Raw genomic sequence first — 17,168 nt, 5'->3', positions numbered from 1 at the left:
GATGTCCAGGCAGTACGGCCCGGCCCGCGCCGGCGGGGTCAGAGGGTGGCGGGTGCGGCCCCGTGCGCCGCACGCAAACGGGCGGCGTCCTGACTTGGCGGCGCGCCGAACAGGCGGCGGTACTCCCGGCTGAACTGCGACGGGCTCTCATAGCCGACGCGCATGCCGACGCCGGTCACGTCGTTGGGATGCGAGGCGAGCAGCAGCCGCGCCTCCTGCAGGCGGATCTGCTTCTGGAACTGGATCGGGCTCATCGCGGTGACGGCCTGGAAGTTGCGGTAGAAGGCTGACACGCTCATGCCGGCGCGCTGCGCCACCTCCTCGACCCGGAACGACTGTGTGTAGTGCTCGCGGATCCAGCGTACGGCCTGGGCGACGTGGGTCAGACCGCTGTCGGGCAGGCCGAGCTGGCGGACGACGGCGCCCTGCTCGCCGGCGACGACCCGCCAGAGGATCTCCCGCTTGATCAGCGGCGCGAGCACTGCCATGTCGCGCGGGTGTTCGAGCAGGCGCACCAGCCGGACCACCGCGTCAAGAAGCTCGTCGGGCGCATCGCTGACGGCCATGCCGGACGGGGCGCCGACGACGGGCGAAAGGACGCCAGGGGCCGCCTGCAGCAGCACCTCGGCGACCATGGCCGGGTTCAGAAGCAGACCGAACCCCAGCGCGGGCCGCGCCCGGCTGGCCTCGGTGAAGTGGCCGGTGATCGGCAGGTCGACCGAGGCGACGAGGTACTGCCCGGCGCGGTACTCGTACGAGCCTTCAGCGGCAGATCGCCGAGCGCGCGCCGGAGGAGGTCCGCCACGCGAGCCGGCGGGCGATGATGCGGAACATGATCCGCGAGGGCGATCGCCTCAAGCCACTACTTCTCTCGATGCGATGGCTGCTGAACAACTCGGACCGGCCGGTGCTGGTAACGGGCGATACACCCGTGACGACGGTGAGCGGCACGGGACAGGTCTCGTTTCTGCCGATGCTGCTGCCCGAGCAGCACGAGGTCCAGATCCCCGTAACGCCACACCGGCTTCTCACGATGACGCCATTTCCCGCTGTGAGGGCCTCGTCGGACCTGTCGCGGGAGCAGGCGGTCCTGGTCAACGAGTCGATCGTGCGAGGCTGCTCGGCGATGGTGCTTCGCCGACCCGACATGGCCTGGCCCTCCGGCCTTGTACTCCCGAGCGCCCGTGCGTCCCTCGCGGCGCCTCGGGTCACAGTGTCGGCCAGGGCTGGCAGTGCGCCGACGGTGCCCGTGTGGCCCGCCGTCGTCGAGCAGGCGTTCAAGGAGGCGCTCGAGTTGCTCAGCGGGGACCCGGACGTGGCCTGGGCGGGTGAGGAATAGAAGGCGGTGCCGGGTGATCCGGTCGCGTCGGCGACGCAATCACCCTGACCCAACCATCGACTGACGTAACGGCAGCACGCCTCCACAACATCGATCAACCCCACCCTTCAAAATCTGCGGTCGGCGCGACGCAGCTCCCGCGTCTCGGTGATCTGATTCTTAAACGGCGACACGTCTCATCATCGATGCCTGTCGAATCTACAGAAGTCTTTTCCGGCTGTAGAAAGATGCGGCACTGATCCTCGGCGACGTTTCGGTATTGAATTTACCTCAAGATTTGTAACGGTGCATCATTCGTGGGTTATCGGTTGCAGTCCGCCGAGGAACGAGCTCCAATCCTCCGCAACCTTCGCGATGCCAAGTTCCAATATCAGTTCTTCCTCGCCCGCTTCCGGCTCTTCTTCCTCATGGTCCCAGAACCAGACACTTCCGAAGTCTGTGTCTCGCATCGAAAGTGCGTACAGGTTACCGCCAGCATCCGACGCCACGGGAAGCATCCACGCAGGCAGCCGACCATTGAAAACCTGGATCATCTTCCAGATGTTTGCCGAGTACGGTGCGTCTTCACGCACGCCAAAGATTTCATCGACCGAATATGAGTTGTCTTCGGTTGAAAACGAATTGTCTTCGAGCCATCCCCCGTCCTGCGCCGCCAGATAGGAGCGATACTCGACAGGCAGACTCCGTCCGACGAGTGCCTCCAGCCGATGGATGCCATCCTCGGGCGCAGGCGGGCCGGTCTCCTTATAGCGCACATCAAACACGTCTACCACCTTCGAGCCAGGGCACGTCCGCCCGCATGGCGCACTCCATTATGAACTTCGGTCAAAATAAGTTGCATCGTTCGCCCATCTTCATGGTGATGCCACGTCCAGCCCCTGGGCCGCCTACCAGTCATACCCGCCATACGATCAGCATCCGTGAAGTCCGTTGTCGTATTTCCGGCAAAACCATCACCACCGAAAACTACCTGTTCAACGGCGTAAGGGCTGAAGTCTGGGTATCCGGCATTCGTCATCCTCACCCCATTCGGAAACCGATTTTGCAGATCCGGTGTCCAGGTTTCCCCTTCAAACGTCCGCCCGGCTTGAGAAAAGTTCGCTGGAAGTCTACCACTCGGCAGACGCTGGACGCCTGGCGGGATCTCGACTCCGCGCGAGCTAAGTTGACGCGGACCGTGAATTTCGCTATCGACCGCCGGCGCCGGACGAAAGTCGTCATCATCACCGTCGCCACAATTGTAATTATGGACGACGACCGGCACATCTCCAACGAGGATGGAGTACGTGTGGATTTCCGAGACAGTCAGGTCGAACATCTCTGCTTCGGCGGCATAGTTACGGACTGAGCTGACCGTAGCTAGAGAGCCATCTGCCGTACGAAGTTGGTCGCCAACCTTAAGATCTTGGGCATCAACCCATGCCGCAGTGACGTCGTTCCAGAACGGGTGATGCCAGGTCGTTTTGACGGTCGCAACCTCGTCGTCTGCACCATGTTCGATTGTGACGACCAGGTCTGTAAGGTCAGTGTCATCGTTGTGGTGCAGCGCTTCGACGATCTCGGTTTTGGATTCGCGGGTCGTTGGATCAACCGCCACGACCTCATCGCCCGGGCGAACGTCCTTGATCGCCTTGGAAGATCCATCCGCCAGCAGCACAAGGGTGAACGGATCGAAGCTGTGCCGCTTCCCCGGGCAGGCGCAGCTGCATCCCGACCCACTCCCACCTGCGCTTCCGCCTCTATGGCCATTCGACGCGCCGGCCCCGCCACCACCGCCGGCTCGAGGTGCGCCGCCGCCGCTGCCGGAGGTGGAGGGTCGGCCAGCGGCGGGGTGACCGCCGCCTCCGCCGCCCGGACGGGATGCGCTGGGCAGGCCGCCGCCACCGCCGCCCGGACGGGATGCGCTGGGCAGGCCGCCGCCACCGCCGCCCGGACGGGATGCGCTGGGCAGGCCGCCGCGACCGCCGCCGCCTCCCCGGCCGCCGGCCCACCGTCCTGCGCCGCCGGTGAGTTTGTCCATGCCGGCGCTGAAGCCGCCGTCCAGGCCGCCCTGGATCATGGTGTCGGCGAGGCCGCCCCAGGAGAATTCGGCGTCGCCGCGGCCGACGTCGATCATGTAGCCGGCGCCAGCGGCCATCGCGCCCGCGACCGCGCCGGCCAGGATCAGGCAGCCGACACCGGTGGCGCACAGGGCGCCGACCGCGACGGCTGCCGCGATGCCGACGGCGGCGGTGGCGACGAACTTCCAGGGGTCTTCCTTGATCGTGTTGATGGTGTCTTCGGCGTATTTCTTGGCTGCCTTCACGGTGTCGGTGGCGCACTTCTTGACGCCGCCGTTCACGCACTTCTTGACGGCGTCGAGCTTGTCCCGGACGGACTGGACCTTCTTCTTCGCCCAGTCCGTCGTGGACGCGGCGACCTGCTTCCGCACCGACTCGGCCTTGGCAACGACCCAGTCCGCTGCCTTCCTCGCGTCCTGCCAGGCCTGCCCGGACGCGACGTAGTTCCATGAGTTCGACGCCGCCGTCATGGTGTTGTTCACCGCGCTGGTGACCGTGTTCCACCCGCTCGACACCGAACTCCTGAGCGACGACAAGAACGAGTGACCGGTGGGGTCGGTGTTCGTGAGGGGGTTGCCGCCGCCGTACTGGTACCGGTTGGCGCTGATCGACGCCGGGACGGGGCTGTTGTTCGCCGTGTCGCGGGTGTCGAACTGGCCGGTGTCGGTGTTGTACCAGCGGGCGTGCATGTTCACCCGGCCGGTCGCCTGCTCCGTGAACTCCGACTGGTAGCCGAGGCTACCGACCAGACCGGTGCTCGCCAGGACGACGCCGAGCGGGTCGTAGCTCGCCGACCCGGTCAAGCTCGACCCAGTCGCGGTGAACTGCCCTACCACGTCGGTGTGCAGGTCCGTCCACACGTATTTCGAGTTCGCGCCGGTTCCCGTACCAGCGGCGAGCAGGCCGCCACCGGGGTCGCGGGTGTACTTGGTCGTGCCGTCATCGGCCAGGTCGTTGGTCAGCCCGCTGTACTTGAAGCCGGGTTTCACCGCCCGGCCGAGGGCGTCGTAGGCGTACGTGATGGTGCCGCTCGCGGACCCTTGCGTGATCACCTGCCCGTAGGCGTCCGCGGCGGTGTCGTACACGCCCGACGGTCCGCTGACCTGCTTCAGCGTGCCGCGGCCGGTGTAGGAGTACGAGATGCCGCCGCTCTGCCCGGTCAGCCGGTTGCGCTGGTCGTAGGTGAACGTCTTCGAACCGTTCTGGGTACGGTTGCCGGACGCGTCATAGGAGTAGTTCGTGGTCGTCGACCCCGTCGTCCACGTCTGGAGCCGGTCCGCCCAGTCGTAGGTGTACGTGTTGCTCGACGCGCCGGCGAACCCGGTCGTCACCTTCGACGTCAGGTTGCTGTTGTTGTCGTACCCGTACGCGATCGACCCCTGGATGACCGACCCGTCGAACGACGTGACGGTGTCGGTCTTCAACCGGTGCAGCGTGTCGTACTCGAACGTCCGCTTCTTGTTGTTGATGCCGTACGTGACTGTCTTCGGCTGGTTCAGGGTGTTGTACGCGACGCTCAGGTTGATGTTCGTCGTCGCGTTCGCCATCGTCTGCAGACGGCCCGCGGTGTCATAGGTGAAGTTCGTCGTGCCGGCGGCGTCGGTCCGCGTCGTCAGGTTGCCGTCGCTGTTGTACGTGTACGAGGTGTTGTCCGCCGGGCCGGTGATGCTCAGCGGCAGACCACGGTCGTCGTAGCTGATCGTGTTCGTGCCGCCCGGCACCGACAACGACGTGATCCGGCCCGCGTCGTCGTAGCCGAACGTCCGCGCCGCCGTCGGCACGGCGGTGCCGCTGCCGGTCTGCCCGATCACCTGGCCCAGGTCGTCGTACGCATAGTTGATCTGAACGCCGGACTGCAGTTGCCGCGACGTCAGCCGCCCGCCGAGGTCGTACACGTTCGTCGCCTTGCGGTCCGCCAACGCCGTGTGCGCGGTGGTGGACGGCTCGATCTGCGACTCGGGCAGACCCCACGTGTTGTACGTGCTCCAGAACTGGTTGCCGCGCCCGTCGGTGAACCGGGTCCGGTTGCCGGCGGCGTCGTACCCGAATGACGTGCTGGTCGACAGCGTCGACGTCACCGGCTGCGCCTCGCCCACGACCTGGTCGAGCGGGCTGTACGTGAACGTTGTCGTGTGCCCACGCGCGTCCGTCGCCGTGGCGAGGTTGCCGTTGTTGTCGTACGTCGCCGAACGCGTCGTCAGCACGGCGTTCGCCGCGTCGAGCTGCGATGTCTGCACGACCCGTCCGGCGCCGTCGTACACGGTGCTGGCCTTCGTGTTGTCCGGGTTCGTGACAAGGACCGGACGGCCGAGACCGTCGTAGACGGTGCTGGTGACGTTGCCCGCGCCGTCCTTCTGCGTCAGCACCTCACCGAGGGTGTTGTACGTCATCTCCGCCGTCACACCGCCCGGCGACGTGACCTTCCGCAGCCACGGGCCGGCCGCAGGGTTCTCGTCCCCGTACACGCCGGTGCCGTAGTCGTACGTGGTGGTGTTCGACACCGGCGTCGGCTGCCGCACCACCTGCGTGCTGGTCAGCTTCCGGCCCAGGTAGTCGTACGTCGCCGTGGTCTTCGCGCCGGTCGGGTCGACCGCCTCGATGATGTCGCCGACCGCGTCGTACTTCGCTGTGGTGATCTTCCCGGTCGGCCCGGTCACCTTCGTGACGTTGCCGAGCGTGTCGTACTCGTACGACGTCGTCTTGTTCCGCGGATCCGTCGTCGACGTCGTGCGGCCCAGCTTGTCGTACACCACCGTGCTGCTGGCATCGACGATCGGCGCCCCGCCCGGCGGCGTGTACGACGGCATGATCGTCTTCCACACCCGACCGGCCGCGTCGTACCGCGCCTGCGTGACGTTGCCGAGCGGATCCTGGTGCTCGACGGGCTCACCGAACGCGTTGTAGCCCACGATCGTCGTCGGGCGCGTCTGGACCGCCGTCGTGTTGTACACCTCGGTGCTCACCGACGGGGCGACGGTCTTGGTGAGACTGCCGGCCTCGTCGTACACGTACGAGGTGGTGTTGCCGTTCGGGTCGACCATGTCGGTGGTGAGGCCACGGTTGTCGAGGGTGTAGCTCGTCGTCAGTTCGGTGGAGGTGAGGACGGTGTCTGCGGTGCGGCCGTTGCCGGCGCTCCACAGTTTCGCGACGTCCGCGTCGGTCAGCGCGCGCTGGTAGACCTGGACGTTGTCGATGGAGCCCTGGAAGTGGTCGACGAAGTCACCCCAGTGAGAGCCGCCGATCTCCAGACCGTAGACCGACGCGAACGGCGTGGCGTTCGTGCCGTCGGTACCGCGGACGTTGTTCACGTAGAGCGACATCCGCTTCGTGGACGCGTCGAAGACACCCACCAGGTGCACCCACGTGTTGGTCGCCAGCGCGTTGGACGAGGTGGCGACGTTGTACGACACCGCGCCGGTCGTATCGGCGGACGGTGACTGCAGCACCCACCTGTTCCAGTCCTTGTTGTACTGCAGGTAGAACGCGCCGCGGTTGGATCCGGTCTGGGATACGGCGGTCTGGGTCGACGTGAAGTTGTTGACCTTGACCCAGGCGGACATGGAGTATGACTGGGACGTATCGACTGTCGGCCATTCGGTAGAGATGCTGTCGCCGCCGGTGAACGAGGCGAACCCGCCCGACATCGAGATGCCGGTCCCCGCCGTGCTTCCCCACATCGGGTGTTGTGAGCCGGACGAGTCCACGGCCTGGAAGTCGCTGTTCGGTGCTGCCGTGCCGTTGAGCTCCCACCAGCCCACCGGGGCTCCGGCCGCGTTGACCGAGACCCTCTCGGAGGTGACCCGGCCCATGGCGTCGTAGGTGTTGCGGACGTCCCGGAGCGGCTGGAAGGTCGTCGTCCCGGCCTCGTTGCGGGTCAGCGTGACGTGGTCGTCGGCGTCGTAGACGAAGTTGGTCATGCGGGTGACGCCGTCTTGCGTGGAGTTGAACTGCGTCTCGATGCGGCCCGCGTTGTCAACCTTGTAGGCCGTCCGGGTGGCCCCGTTGTTCGTCTTGCTGACCCACGGGTTCCCTGCCTGGTCGTACGTCGTCTCCCGCAGCACCGTGGTCTTGGTGCCGTCCGTCCGCGTCGTCCGCTTCAGGTTGCCGTCGTCGTAGTACTCGTACTTGGTGGTCCAGCCCATCGCGTCGGTCGTCGAAGCGAGCGAACCGTTGGCGTAGTAGGCGTTCGACGTCTCCTGGACGGAGGTGCCGTCCTTGCCGGTGGTCGTGCTGGTGAGCAACCGGCCCTCGGAGTCGAAGACCTGATTCACCACCTGCAACCGGTCGCCGGTCGGGCACGGCGAGCCCACGGCCGGGTCGGTGTCGCACCAGACCGTGCTGTTCTGCCGGCCGTAGACGTCGTAGCCGTACAGGGTGACCACGCCGACCGGGTCGACGCTCTTCACCAGCTGGCCGTAGCTGTTGTAGGCGCTGGTGACGACGCGGGGGCTGTCGCCGCCGGTCAGGTCGCTGACGGTCCGGGACGTGACGTTGTCGTCGGCGTCGAACACGTCGACCGTGCGGGTGGTGTGCACCGCGCCGGTCACCGCGTTCGTGACAGCCGGTTCGGTCGTCTGCACGAGCTGACCGTCGCCGTCGTAGGTGTACGTGGTGATCAAGCCGTTGGGATAGCCGGTCGCCAGCACCTTCTTCTGGGTCAGCCGGCCCAGGCCGTCATAGGTGAACTCGGTGACGAGACCCGCCGGGCCGCCGGGCAGCTCCGGCTCGGTGACCCGCACCACGTCGCCGGCCGAGTTGTACTCGGTGCGTTGGACCGCACCACGCGCCGAGGTGAGCTTGGTCGGCAGGCCCGGCGGGGTGAAGCCGCTCCCGACCGCCGGCGTGGTCGCCGTCGTGTACTCGGTGCTGACCGTCCGGCCACCGGGGTAGCCGGTGACCGGCGGTCCGGTCATGGACAGACGGTTGCCGGTCACCGGGTCATAGGTGAACGTTGTCTTCGACTCACCCATGTACCCGGACGCGAGGGGAGTGACCACCTCGATCAGCTGGTCGTTCCTCGGGTCCGGCGTCAGGTTCGTGGTGGTCGCGTCCGGCCAGAACTTGTACAACGTGTCCTGGCAGAACTGCCCTGCATCCTCGTTGCGGCACGTGGTGGTGCGCACGGTGTTGCCGCGGACGTCCTTCGCCGTCTCGGTCTTCTGACCGACCGGGTCGTACACGACGTTGACGAAGCCGCCGATGTCGTACCCGTACGACGTGGTGTTGCCGAGCGTGTCGGTCGACCCGACCAGCCGGCCACCGTTGAGCAGGTCGTACACCTTGCGTGACGTCTTGCCGTCCGGGTCGATGAGGCTCACGCTGCTGACCGGGGTCAGCACCGTTGTGCCCGTCGGTGCCAGTGCGCTCTTGGACGCCTTGTAGTGCGCGTCGACCTGCGCGGTGCTCAGCCCGTGGTCGTAGTAGGCGAACTCGGCGATCTGACCCTTGAAGTAGCTGTTGTCACCGGGAGACGTGGCCGGCCAGTTCTTGGTCGTGCCGGCACCGATGTAGGCGAACTTCGCGGCGCCGTAGGTGAGGTAACCGGTACGGCTGCCGGCCAGAACGTTGTCCAGATACAGCGACTGCCGGTCCAGCCCCGACGAATCCACGTCCTCCGCCGACAGCACGACGTGGTGCCAGTTGCCGTCGTTCACCACCGTGCTCGACTTCAGGGGCGACACGGCGCCGTCCCAGAACTGGCCGCGCAGGTAGCCGTCGGTGCCCACGTACAACGCCGGCACCCAACCGATGCTGGCCGGGTTCGGACCGTCGACCGGCAATTCCTGATATTCATACAGGACGCTGCTCTTCGCGTATCCGGCCGGGATCTTGAACCACATCTCCACGGCGGTCTGGCCCTCGGTGCCGCCTTCGGCCACGTCCTCGTCCTGGATCACGTACTGGATGAACGAGTTCGTGCCGTTGAACCCGGCGCCGAATGAGTCCGCGAACGGGCTTGTGGTATTCGGCTGCGTGGTGTCGAACGTGACGTTGTTGAACGCTGCCTTGTGCCACGTCGCGGACTGGCTCTTCGGGCCGGCGGGCAGGGTGATGTCGTTGAGGCGGAAGTACTCCCGCGGCTGCGACCCGAGCACCGCTGACGCGTAGACCTGGCTGGAGCCGGACACGGTCGGCTGGCCGACCTGCCAGACACCGCCGACCTCGTCGGTGACCTGGTTGACCCGGCCGGAGACGGCGTCGTAGCCGATGACGGCGCGGACCCGGCCGGCGTTGCTGGTCACCTTCGTCATGGCACCGGACGGGGTCTTGCCGGAGGTGTACAGCGACGACACCAGCTGCGCGGTGAGCGGCTTGTTGAAGTAGGCCACGTCGGCGATGGAGCCGTTGAAGAACGTGGCCGTCGCGGTGGTGATGGTGTTGCCAGGCCACGCGTTGCTCAGAAAGCCGGCACCGATGTACAGCTTGTCCATGCCCGTGTTGTGCAGCTGGATCGTGCCCGCCACGGACACCGGGACCAAGGCGCCGTCGAGGTACAACTGCTGGCTGCCGCCATTGCCGACGAGCGCGGCGTGGTGCCATTGACCGTCGTTGACCGCGTTGGCGGACGTGATGACGTTGCTGGTGTTGCCCATCCACAGCGAGCCGCGCAGCTTGCCGGTGTTGTCGATGTACAGCGCCGGGTTGTAACTGGCGGTGGTGGTCGCGCCCGGCGTGACCAGGTCTTTCTGGTAGGAGAACAGCACGCCGGTCGTCGCGGTGGTCTTGAACCACATGCTGATCGACTGGTAGGAGCTCTCGTTCGCGAGCTTCTCCGGCACCTTCACCGACGAGTTCGTGCCGTTGAACCCGGCGGACTTCGATGTCGAGTTCGGCAGCGCCGCGGGCTGTTCGAGGGTGACGTTGCTGTAGAGGGCGTTGTCGATGCCGTCGTTGGACAGCACGCCGCTCTTCGCCTGCGTACCGGCGGAGACCGGGTCGTTGAGGCGCCAGAACGAGTACGGGCCGGTGTTCAGCACGGTGCTGTTGTGCTGGTTCACCGTCTGGTACTCGTACTTCGCGCAGTCGGTGGTGGTGCCGGGCGGGCACACCTTCGTCAGCTGGTCACCGGTGTAGCTGTACGTGTAGGTGAGCGTGCTGGTCGGCACCAGCGGGTCGCTCGGGTCGGTGGTCACCGTCGCGACGTGCGGCACGGACGCGCCCGGCGGCGTCGACCAGGCCAGGGTCAGCTTCCGGTTGGAGGACAACGACTTCAGCTCGATGGCGCGGCCGTTGCTGTCATACGCCACGGTGAGCGCACGACCGTTCGAGTCGGTGATCTTCGTCAGCCCGTACAGGCCGGTGCCGGCGCTCTTCGTGAACTCGTAGGCGGTACTGTCCTTGTCGGTCAGTGAGTAACCGCCGGTGATCTGCTTGAACACCGAGAACCGGCCCGGCGGTGGCGCCCACGTGCCGTCGTTGTTCCGCCCGAACGTGACCTCCTGGCCGTTCGGATAGCGGATGACCGCGGTCTGCAGTGCGTTGTCGGCGTCCAGGCCCTCGCGGACCTGCATGTCGACCAGCGTCGACCAGCCCTGCCCGAACGCCGACTTGCGCACGTCGAGGCTGTTGTAGTCCCGGGCGATCGACAGCGCCGGGCCTACGGTCGCGATCTGCGCGTCGACGGCGTTGGTGGTGTAGTTGCCGACGCTGCCCTCGAACCCTTTGCCGCCGTTCTGCGCCAGCGACGAGCTCACCATCTGCTGCGGCACCGCGGTGCTGAACGCGAACGGCACCGGGTTCGTCGGGCCGATCGACGAACGGTCGTCGACCTGGACCTGGTACAGGTAGGTCTTGCCCCACGTCAACGTGCCTGCCGGCACCTTCCAGAACCCGTCGGTCCACGGCGACGACGGATTGACGGCCAAGGGCTGGCCCTGGTCGTTGTAGAGGAAGAACTTGTACCGCAGCCCATAATTCGGGTAGCTGTCCGGGTCGCTGCCCTTCGCCGACAGCTCCGGCGTCAACGTGTTCACCGCCGTGTTGTTCGCCGGGTACCGGTAGTCCAGCTGCGGCGCCACGTTGTCCACGTAGTTGACCTCGATGAACGGGTCACACTCGATGTTGCCGAAGGAGCTGGGGCAGATCAGGCTGGTGTCCGACGACGTGAACCGCTTCCAGGCGTCATGGTCGGTCTCCGACGCGGTCAGCGCCAGACCGTAGATGCCGCCGACGGTCGCCCAATCCACCATGGTCTGCGTGTCGAGCGACGGCGTCGACCATACGCCCCGGTTGCGCACGTGGTCGGAGTTGGTGCAGGCCAGTGAGCTGCTCGGCGAGTCGGTGGCCATCAGCTTGCCGGTGTTGTAGCCGGGCATGTTGTCCCACGTCGCCGTGGCGGCGTTCCAGGCGCTCGTCACCGGGTAGACGTTGTAGGGCCTGGCCACGCACGGGTTGCCGTCCAGGTCGCCCTGGTAGGTCATGAACAGGTGCAGCCGGGCCGAACCCACTCTCCGTCCGGCCATCGTCGCCGGGAATCCGTCGAAGTTGATGAACGACCGGGCCTTCTCGGTGCCGTTCCACGAGCCGACCGCGAGGGTCTGCTCCAGGTTGCGAGGGCTCGTCCGGTCAGTCGAGATCGCGTACGTGTCGTACTGGGTCACCACCCGGGTCTGCGGGTCCAGCACCACCGGGAACTTCCGCTGAGGGTCCCGCAGCCAGGCACCGTCGATCGACACCTTCACCGCCGGGCCGCCGTCGACCTGCACCAGCTCATACCTGACACCGTTGGAGATCTCACCGGCGCCGGCGTGGCTGTTGGAGGCGTCCTCCATGTACCCGGCCGGCATCGTCAGCCCGACGGCGCCTGCCGCGGTCACGAACTCGACCTCGCCGGCCGCGTTCAGCCGCGGGGTCAGGCCCTTGAGCTTCAACGGGTACACGTACTGCGTCGGCACGTCCGCCGAGTGCAGCACCAGGTTCTCCTTGGTGCCGGACGCCTTCGCCCCCAGCTCCAGGTCGACGCCGGGATACACGTTGCGGTACCTCGCCACCGACCGGTCCACGGTCGCCATGTTCAGCGAAGCACCGGCCAGCGAGTACGCGAGCTCCACGCCCGGCGAGAGCGTCATCCGGACCAGGTCCTCGGCGACGGGAGCGGCTGCCGCACCGGAGGCGGGCGGCAGCTCCACACCCTCCGCGTCGACCTTCTTCGCCGTACCGGGCGCGAAACTCACCTTGAACGCGTTCGCGGTCGACTCCAGCCGCCGGTCGCCGCCCGCCCGCAACTGACTGTCGATCGGACTCCAACTGCCGTCGGCAGCCTTGAAGTTCACCGGATTCCGGTACACCCGCCGCGTGTAGGAGCCGTCGGCGTTCTGGAACACGTCGGCCTTCGCGTCGCTCATCGACGCGACCCGCTTGCTGGTGCCGGCGTCGAAACCCTTCCGGGCCGGGCCGGTGCTCTTGTTCGTCACCGTCGGCTGGAACGCCTGGTACTTGGCCAGCTCGCCCTTGACTTTGTGCTTCGACTCGCTGTCGCGGGCCGTCGGCGCCTTGACGTAGTGCCCGTCGACGCCCTTGCCGCGTTGCTGCTGCGGCACCGTCGGGTCCTTCGCCCACGACGGTGCGGCCACCAGCCAGTCCCGCAACGCCGCCCAGCCCACGAGACCATGACCGGATGGAACCAGCGCGGGCGGCAAACCGACGCCGAGCGCCAGCACCACAACGGTGACGACACTCGCCCGGCGGATGAACCGACCGAATCCAGGCACAGTAGAACGACCGCGCACGGCCAGCCTCCCCCGTGAAGCCGAGCTGCCCAAGTCAGGCGCGAGCTAGTGTGCGGGGCGCAACCGTGCATGTACAAGATGCAAGCGAACATCGGTGAACTTCATCGCCTAATATCCACTTTGGGTGCTGGTGATCTTCCGCACTGATCTTCCATGAATCGATGCGAGGCGCTATGTTCGTGCCGCGAGCCGACGGGGAGGTGGGCCGTGATCGCACCGATCCTTGCCCGAATCAAGGGAACGGTCCACTCGTGGACCCGCAGTCAGCGCATCGCAGCGACCTCCGTCGTCCTGCTGGTACTGACCGGCGCCACCTGGCTGCTGTGGCCGGGCGACCCACCAGCGCCCGCACCCCGCGAGCGGCACTACAAGGCAACCACCGCCTGCCTGCTCACCGACGACCACGGCCTCAACGGCGACCCAGCCAAGGCCGCCTGGGCCGGCATGCAGAAGGCCTCAGTCGAAACGCTGGTCAAGGTCCAACACCTGGCCATCTCCGGCCCACAGAACGCCGCCAACGGCGTCACGTACTACAACACCCTCGGCGTGCAGAAGTGCACCGTCATCATCGCCGCAGGCCCAGTCCCAGTAGCCGCCATGGTCGACGGACTTGCCTCCTTTCCGGACATCAAGCACTTCGCCATCGGCGGCGACACCAAAGACAAGCCTGTCACCGCAGTCGACGCGACAACACCCGAGACCATCCAGGCAGGCACCCACGCAGCCGTTGCAAGCGCGGCCTAATACTCCAACGTCACTTCGCGGCTGGTGGCGGCGTGGCGTGGGCATGAAGACGGCCACCGCGGTGATCATCGATGGTTTGTGAAGACAACCGAAGATCGAGCGGTGGCCGCGTGCCACAGCGTAGACCCAGAGCGGTGGCGAGTGCTGCTCGACACGGGGATGGCTCGGGTTGCCGCCCGGTTCGCCCGCATTGAGCCGCGCCGAACCGCGGCGGCGTTCGTGGAAGGGCTGCTCTCGACCGTGGAGCGCAAGACCTGCTGGTCCCTCGCGGAACGAGCCGGGCTGCCGGACCCCCAGCCGATGCAGCGGCTGCTGCGCACCGCGGTCTGGGAGGCCGACGCGGTCCGTGACGACACCCGCGATCTCCTCCTCGAGCACGTCGGCCACGCTGACGGAGTCCTGATCGCCGACGAGACCGGCTTCCTCAAGAAGGGCCGATCCTCGGTCGGCGTGCAGCGGCAGTACACCGGCACCGCAGGCAGGATCGAGAACAGCCAGGTCGCGGTGTTCCTGGCCTACGCCTCACCACTGGGACGCGGCCTGATCGACCGGCGCCTCTACCTACCCGAGACCACCTGGTGCGAACAGCCCGACCGGCGCGCCGGTGCAGGCGTGCCCGACGACACCACCTTCGCCACCAAACCGATCCTCGCCCGGCAGATGCTCACCACCGCGTTCGACGCCGGCGTGCCGGCCGGCTGGGTCACCGCCGACGAGGTCTACGGCGCCGACCCGGGCCTACGCGCAGACCTCGAGACCCGCGGCATCGGGTACGTCCTGGCTGTCGGCTGCGACCGGCGGGTCCGGATCAACCACGGCCGCACCGCCATCCGCCCGGACACCCTCACCGACCGGATCCCGACCAGCGCCTGGCAGACCTCCAGCTGCGGACCTGGCGCGAAAGGCCCACGGATCTACCAGTGGGCCTGGATCACCACCGCCACCCACCCCGGCGAACACCGATGGCTGCTCATCCGCCGCAACCCGCACACCGAAGAACTCGCCTACTACCTATGCTGGTCACCCCGACCGGTGCCGCTGCACACCCTGATCCGAGTCGCGGGCAGTCGATGGAACATCGAAGAGCTGTTCCAGACCGGAAAGAACGAGATCGGTCTGGACCACTACCAGGTGCAGACCTGGACCTCCTGGCACCGGTTCATCACCCTCGCCATGCTCGCCCTCGCGCTGCTCACCACCATGGTCCCAGTCCCCGAACCCACTACCGGACCCGACCTGGACCGCCCAGTCATCGCGATCACCGTCGCCGAAACCCGACGGCTCCTCAACGCCCTGGCCCGCAACCAGCCCGCCGACCCCCGCCAGGTGCTGCACTGGTCACTCTGGCGACGAACCGTCCAAGCACGCGCCCGTCGATCGCACTACCAGCGCAGACTCCTCCGCGACGGCTGAAGTGACGTTGGAGTATTAAAGGCCAACTCGACCTCGAACGCCACGGCGGCCGGACGGCCGCCGGGGTCGCCGTCCGAATCCTGCAACGGGTCCTGGCCATGACCGCCGCCATCTGGCACAACTGGCACACCAGCCAGCCGATCATGCGATCCCTGACCGCCTACGACCACTAAACCCTTGGAATAGATCGTCTAGGGTCCACTTCGGACGGTGGCCTTCACCGTCCGGAACCGCGGACTTGAGCCGCCGCTGCCGCGCCGCCTCGGTCACCGCTTCCACATCGATCTCGGTGCCGGCCGGTGCGGCCGGTGCGGCGGCCCGCCGGGCGTTGCTCAACGTCCTGCGCTGCTTGGCTTTGGCCGCCTTCACCGCCGCCGGGCCGGCCTTGACGGCGTCCCAGGATTCCGGCAGGAACAGCCGCCAGTCCAGGGGGCACGACGCGGTATCGGTGACGGCGTGGACACTCACCCCGATCTGACAGTTCGCGACCTTGCCCAGGGTGCCGGAGTACTGCCGGGCCACCCCAGGCGAGCCGGCACCGTCCTTCGGGAACCCGGTGTCATCGATCGCCCACGCCACCGGCTGGACGAGGTCGACCGCCCGGGCGGCCAACCGCGCCCGCACCGCCGCCGTGTCCCACGTGGAGGTGGTCACGAACTGCTGCAGCCCCCTGATGATCCAACCCGAGCCTTCGAAGCAGCTCAGAATCCGATGCTCGTCTCGCGCAGGTCGTCGATGGTGTCTGCGCGCGCGACGGATGGCTCGGCCGAGCGCATCCTGTGACGGGTCCGAAGAGGGGGCTATCCTGAAGGATCATGAGCACTGACGGGATAGGTTCGAAGGTTCACGGACTTGATGAGGTGGATCGACGACTGATTCATGCGCTCCAGATCAACCCACGCGCGAGATGGGCGGCGATCGCACCGATCGTCGGGGTGGATTCAGTGACAGCCGCACGCCGCTGGGAACGGCTCTCACGGGACGGTCTCGCCTGGGTCTCGGGACATCCCGGCCCGGAGCTGAGGGGACCGTCGGCCATCCTCGAAGTGCAGACGCACCCGGGTGCGACGCTCGATATCGGCCAGGTGTTGGCGGCTGACCGGGAGGCGTTCACCGTCGATCTCACCGCGGGGGGCCGCGAGATGCTGGTGCTAGTCACCGCGGAAAGTCTGAATGCCCTCACCTCGTACATCATGAATCGAATGCGCGGACTCGAAGGTGTGCGATCGACGAAGACACATCTGCTGTCGTCGCCCTTCACCGATTCCGGCCAGTGGCGACTTCGTTCCCTCTCGGCCGACGAAGTGGCATCGATAGAACGCGCTGCGGCGGACGAGAGGCGCGAGCGGCTGCGCATCGACCCGCAGTTGGAGCACGAGCTCCTGCAGATACTGGGGCAGGACGGGCGGGCGACCGTTGCTGCGATGTCGAGAACCCTCGAGGTGAGCCAACGTCGGGTGCGAGAGACCATGGCCGCGCTCACCAGCCGAGGCCGACTCGTCACCAGACTCGACATGGCCAAGGCGCACTCCGGATGGCCGGTGCACGCCTGGTACTTCCTGCGTGTCCCCGCCACGATCGTGGAGCGGGTCGGGTCCGCGCTCGCGCGTCTCAAAGAGATCCGGCTTGGCGTCTCCACCGTCGGGCCTTACAACCTCGTCCTCTCGGTCTGGATGAAGACGCTGGCCGACGTACAGCGACTCGAGGTGGCCATCGAGGAGAGGCTGCCCGGCGTGACGATCGCAGACCGCTCGGTGGTGCTGCGAACGCTCAAGAAGGAAGGCCGGCACCTGGACGCACAGGGCAACGCAACCGGCGTCTTCTCCCCCTTTCCGACGCTTTTCCCGCACGTGACACCTCAGAACGAGTAAAAATCTGCAGCCG

The 17,168-nt window shown here is 66.7% G+C and carries 7 protein-coding genes and 2 pseudogenes; 4 read left to right on the top strand and 5 right to left on the bottom strand.

From position 1 onward, the window contains the following. Positions 1-38: 38 nt before the first annotated feature. Positions 39-356, bottom strand: coding sequence for a helix-turn-helix transcriptional regulator (locus ACFY3L_RS50065; protein WP_389341589.1), 318 nt, complete (start codon positions 354-356; stop codon positions 39-41). Between the two features lie 75 nt (positions 357-431). After that, a pseudogene (locus ACFY3L_RS50060) lies at positions 432-752 on the bottom strand (AraC family transcriptional regulator); the annotation flags it as partial. Positions 753-832: 80 nt separating this feature from the next. Here ACFY3L_RS50060 and ACFY3L_RS50055 point away from each other — a divergent pair. Then, entirely contained in the window at positions 833-1,339 is a 507-nt protein-coding gene (locus ACFY3L_RS50055; protein ID WP_389341470.1) for a hypothetical protein, read from the top strand. A 290-nt stretch (positions 1,340-1,629) separates the two neighbouring features. Here ACFY3L_RS50055 and ACFY3L_RS50050 read toward each other — a convergent pair whose 3' ends face one another. Both ACFY3L_RS50050 and ACFY3L_RS50045 read right to left on the bottom strand, forming a co-directional pair. Beyond that, positions 1,630-2,103, bottom strand: a complete 474-nt coding sequence (locus tag ACFY3L_RS50050) for an SMI1/KNR4 family protein (RefSeq protein ID WP_389341467.1) — start codon at positions 2,101-2,103, stop codon at positions 1,630-1,632. Between the two features lie 2 nt (positions 2,104-2,105). After that, positions 2,106-13,109 carry a LamG-like jellyroll fold domain-containing protein gene (locus ACFY3L_RS50045; RefSeq protein ID WP_389341464.1) on the bottom strand — a complete coding sequence of 3,668 codons (11,004 nt, stop codon included), beginning with the start codon at positions 13,107-13,109 and terminating at the stop codon, positions 2,106-2,108. A gap of 225 nt (positions 13,110-13,334) precedes the next feature. On the opposite strand from ACFY3L_RS50045, the gene ACFY3L_RS50040 reads away from it, so the two are divergent. Both ACFY3L_RS50040 and ACFY3L_RS50035 read left to right on the top strand, forming a co-directional pair. After that, positions 13,335-13,871 (top strand): hypothetical protein, encoded by a 537-nt coding sequence (locus tag ACFY3L_RS50040; protein ID WP_389341461.1) that lies wholly within the window; start codon positions 13,335-13,337, stop codon positions 13,869-13,871. Positions 13,872-14,030: 159 nt separating this feature from the next. Then, positions 14,031-15,284, top strand: a complete 1,254-nt coding sequence (locus ACFY3L_RS50035) for an IS701 family transposase (protein WP_389341458.1) — start codon at positions 14,031-14,033, stop codon at positions 15,282-15,284. 141 nt (positions 15,285-15,425) lie between these two features. Here the strand turns inward: ACFY3L_RS50035 and ACFY3L_RS50030 are convergent. Next, positions 15,426-15,978, bottom strand: a pseudogene (locus ACFY3L_RS50030) (transposase); the annotation flags it as partial. Positions 15,979-16,099: 121 nt separating this feature from the next. On the opposite strand from ACFY3L_RS50030, the gene ACFY3L_RS50025 reads away from it, so the two are divergent. Beyond that, the gene (locus ACFY3L_RS50025; protein ID WP_389341451.1) at positions 16,100-17,155 is read left to right on the top strand and encodes an Lrp/AsnC family transcriptional regulator; all 1,056 of its coding nucleotides are present in this window, start codon (positions 16,100-16,102) and stop codon (positions 17,153-17,155) included. Positions 17,156-17,168 lie beyond the last annotated feature (13 nt).

Source organism: Dactylosporangium sp. NPDC000521 (assembly GCF_042898305.1).
Lineage (GTDB): Bacteria > Actinomycetota > Actinomycetes > Mycobacteriales > Micromonosporaceae > Dactylosporangium.
Note: the sequence above shows the minus strand (reverse complement) of the source record. Positions and strands in the feature narration are given on the sequence as shown.

Excerpts from the sequence above, each read along its gene's own strand:
- ACFY3L_RS50035 (WP_389341458.1), top strand. The coding sequence starts at position 14,031 with ATGGCTCGGGTTGCCGCCCGGTTCGCCCGCATTGAGCCGCGCCGAACC.
- ACFY3L_RS50025 (WP_389341451.1), top strand. The coding sequence starts at position 16,100 with ATGAGCACTGACGGGATAGGTTCGAAGGTTCACGGACTTGATGAGGTG.
- ACFY3L_RS50055 (WP_389341470.1), top strand. The coding sequence starts at position 833 with ATGATCCGCGAGGGCGATCGCCTCAAGCCACTACTTCTCTCGATGCGA.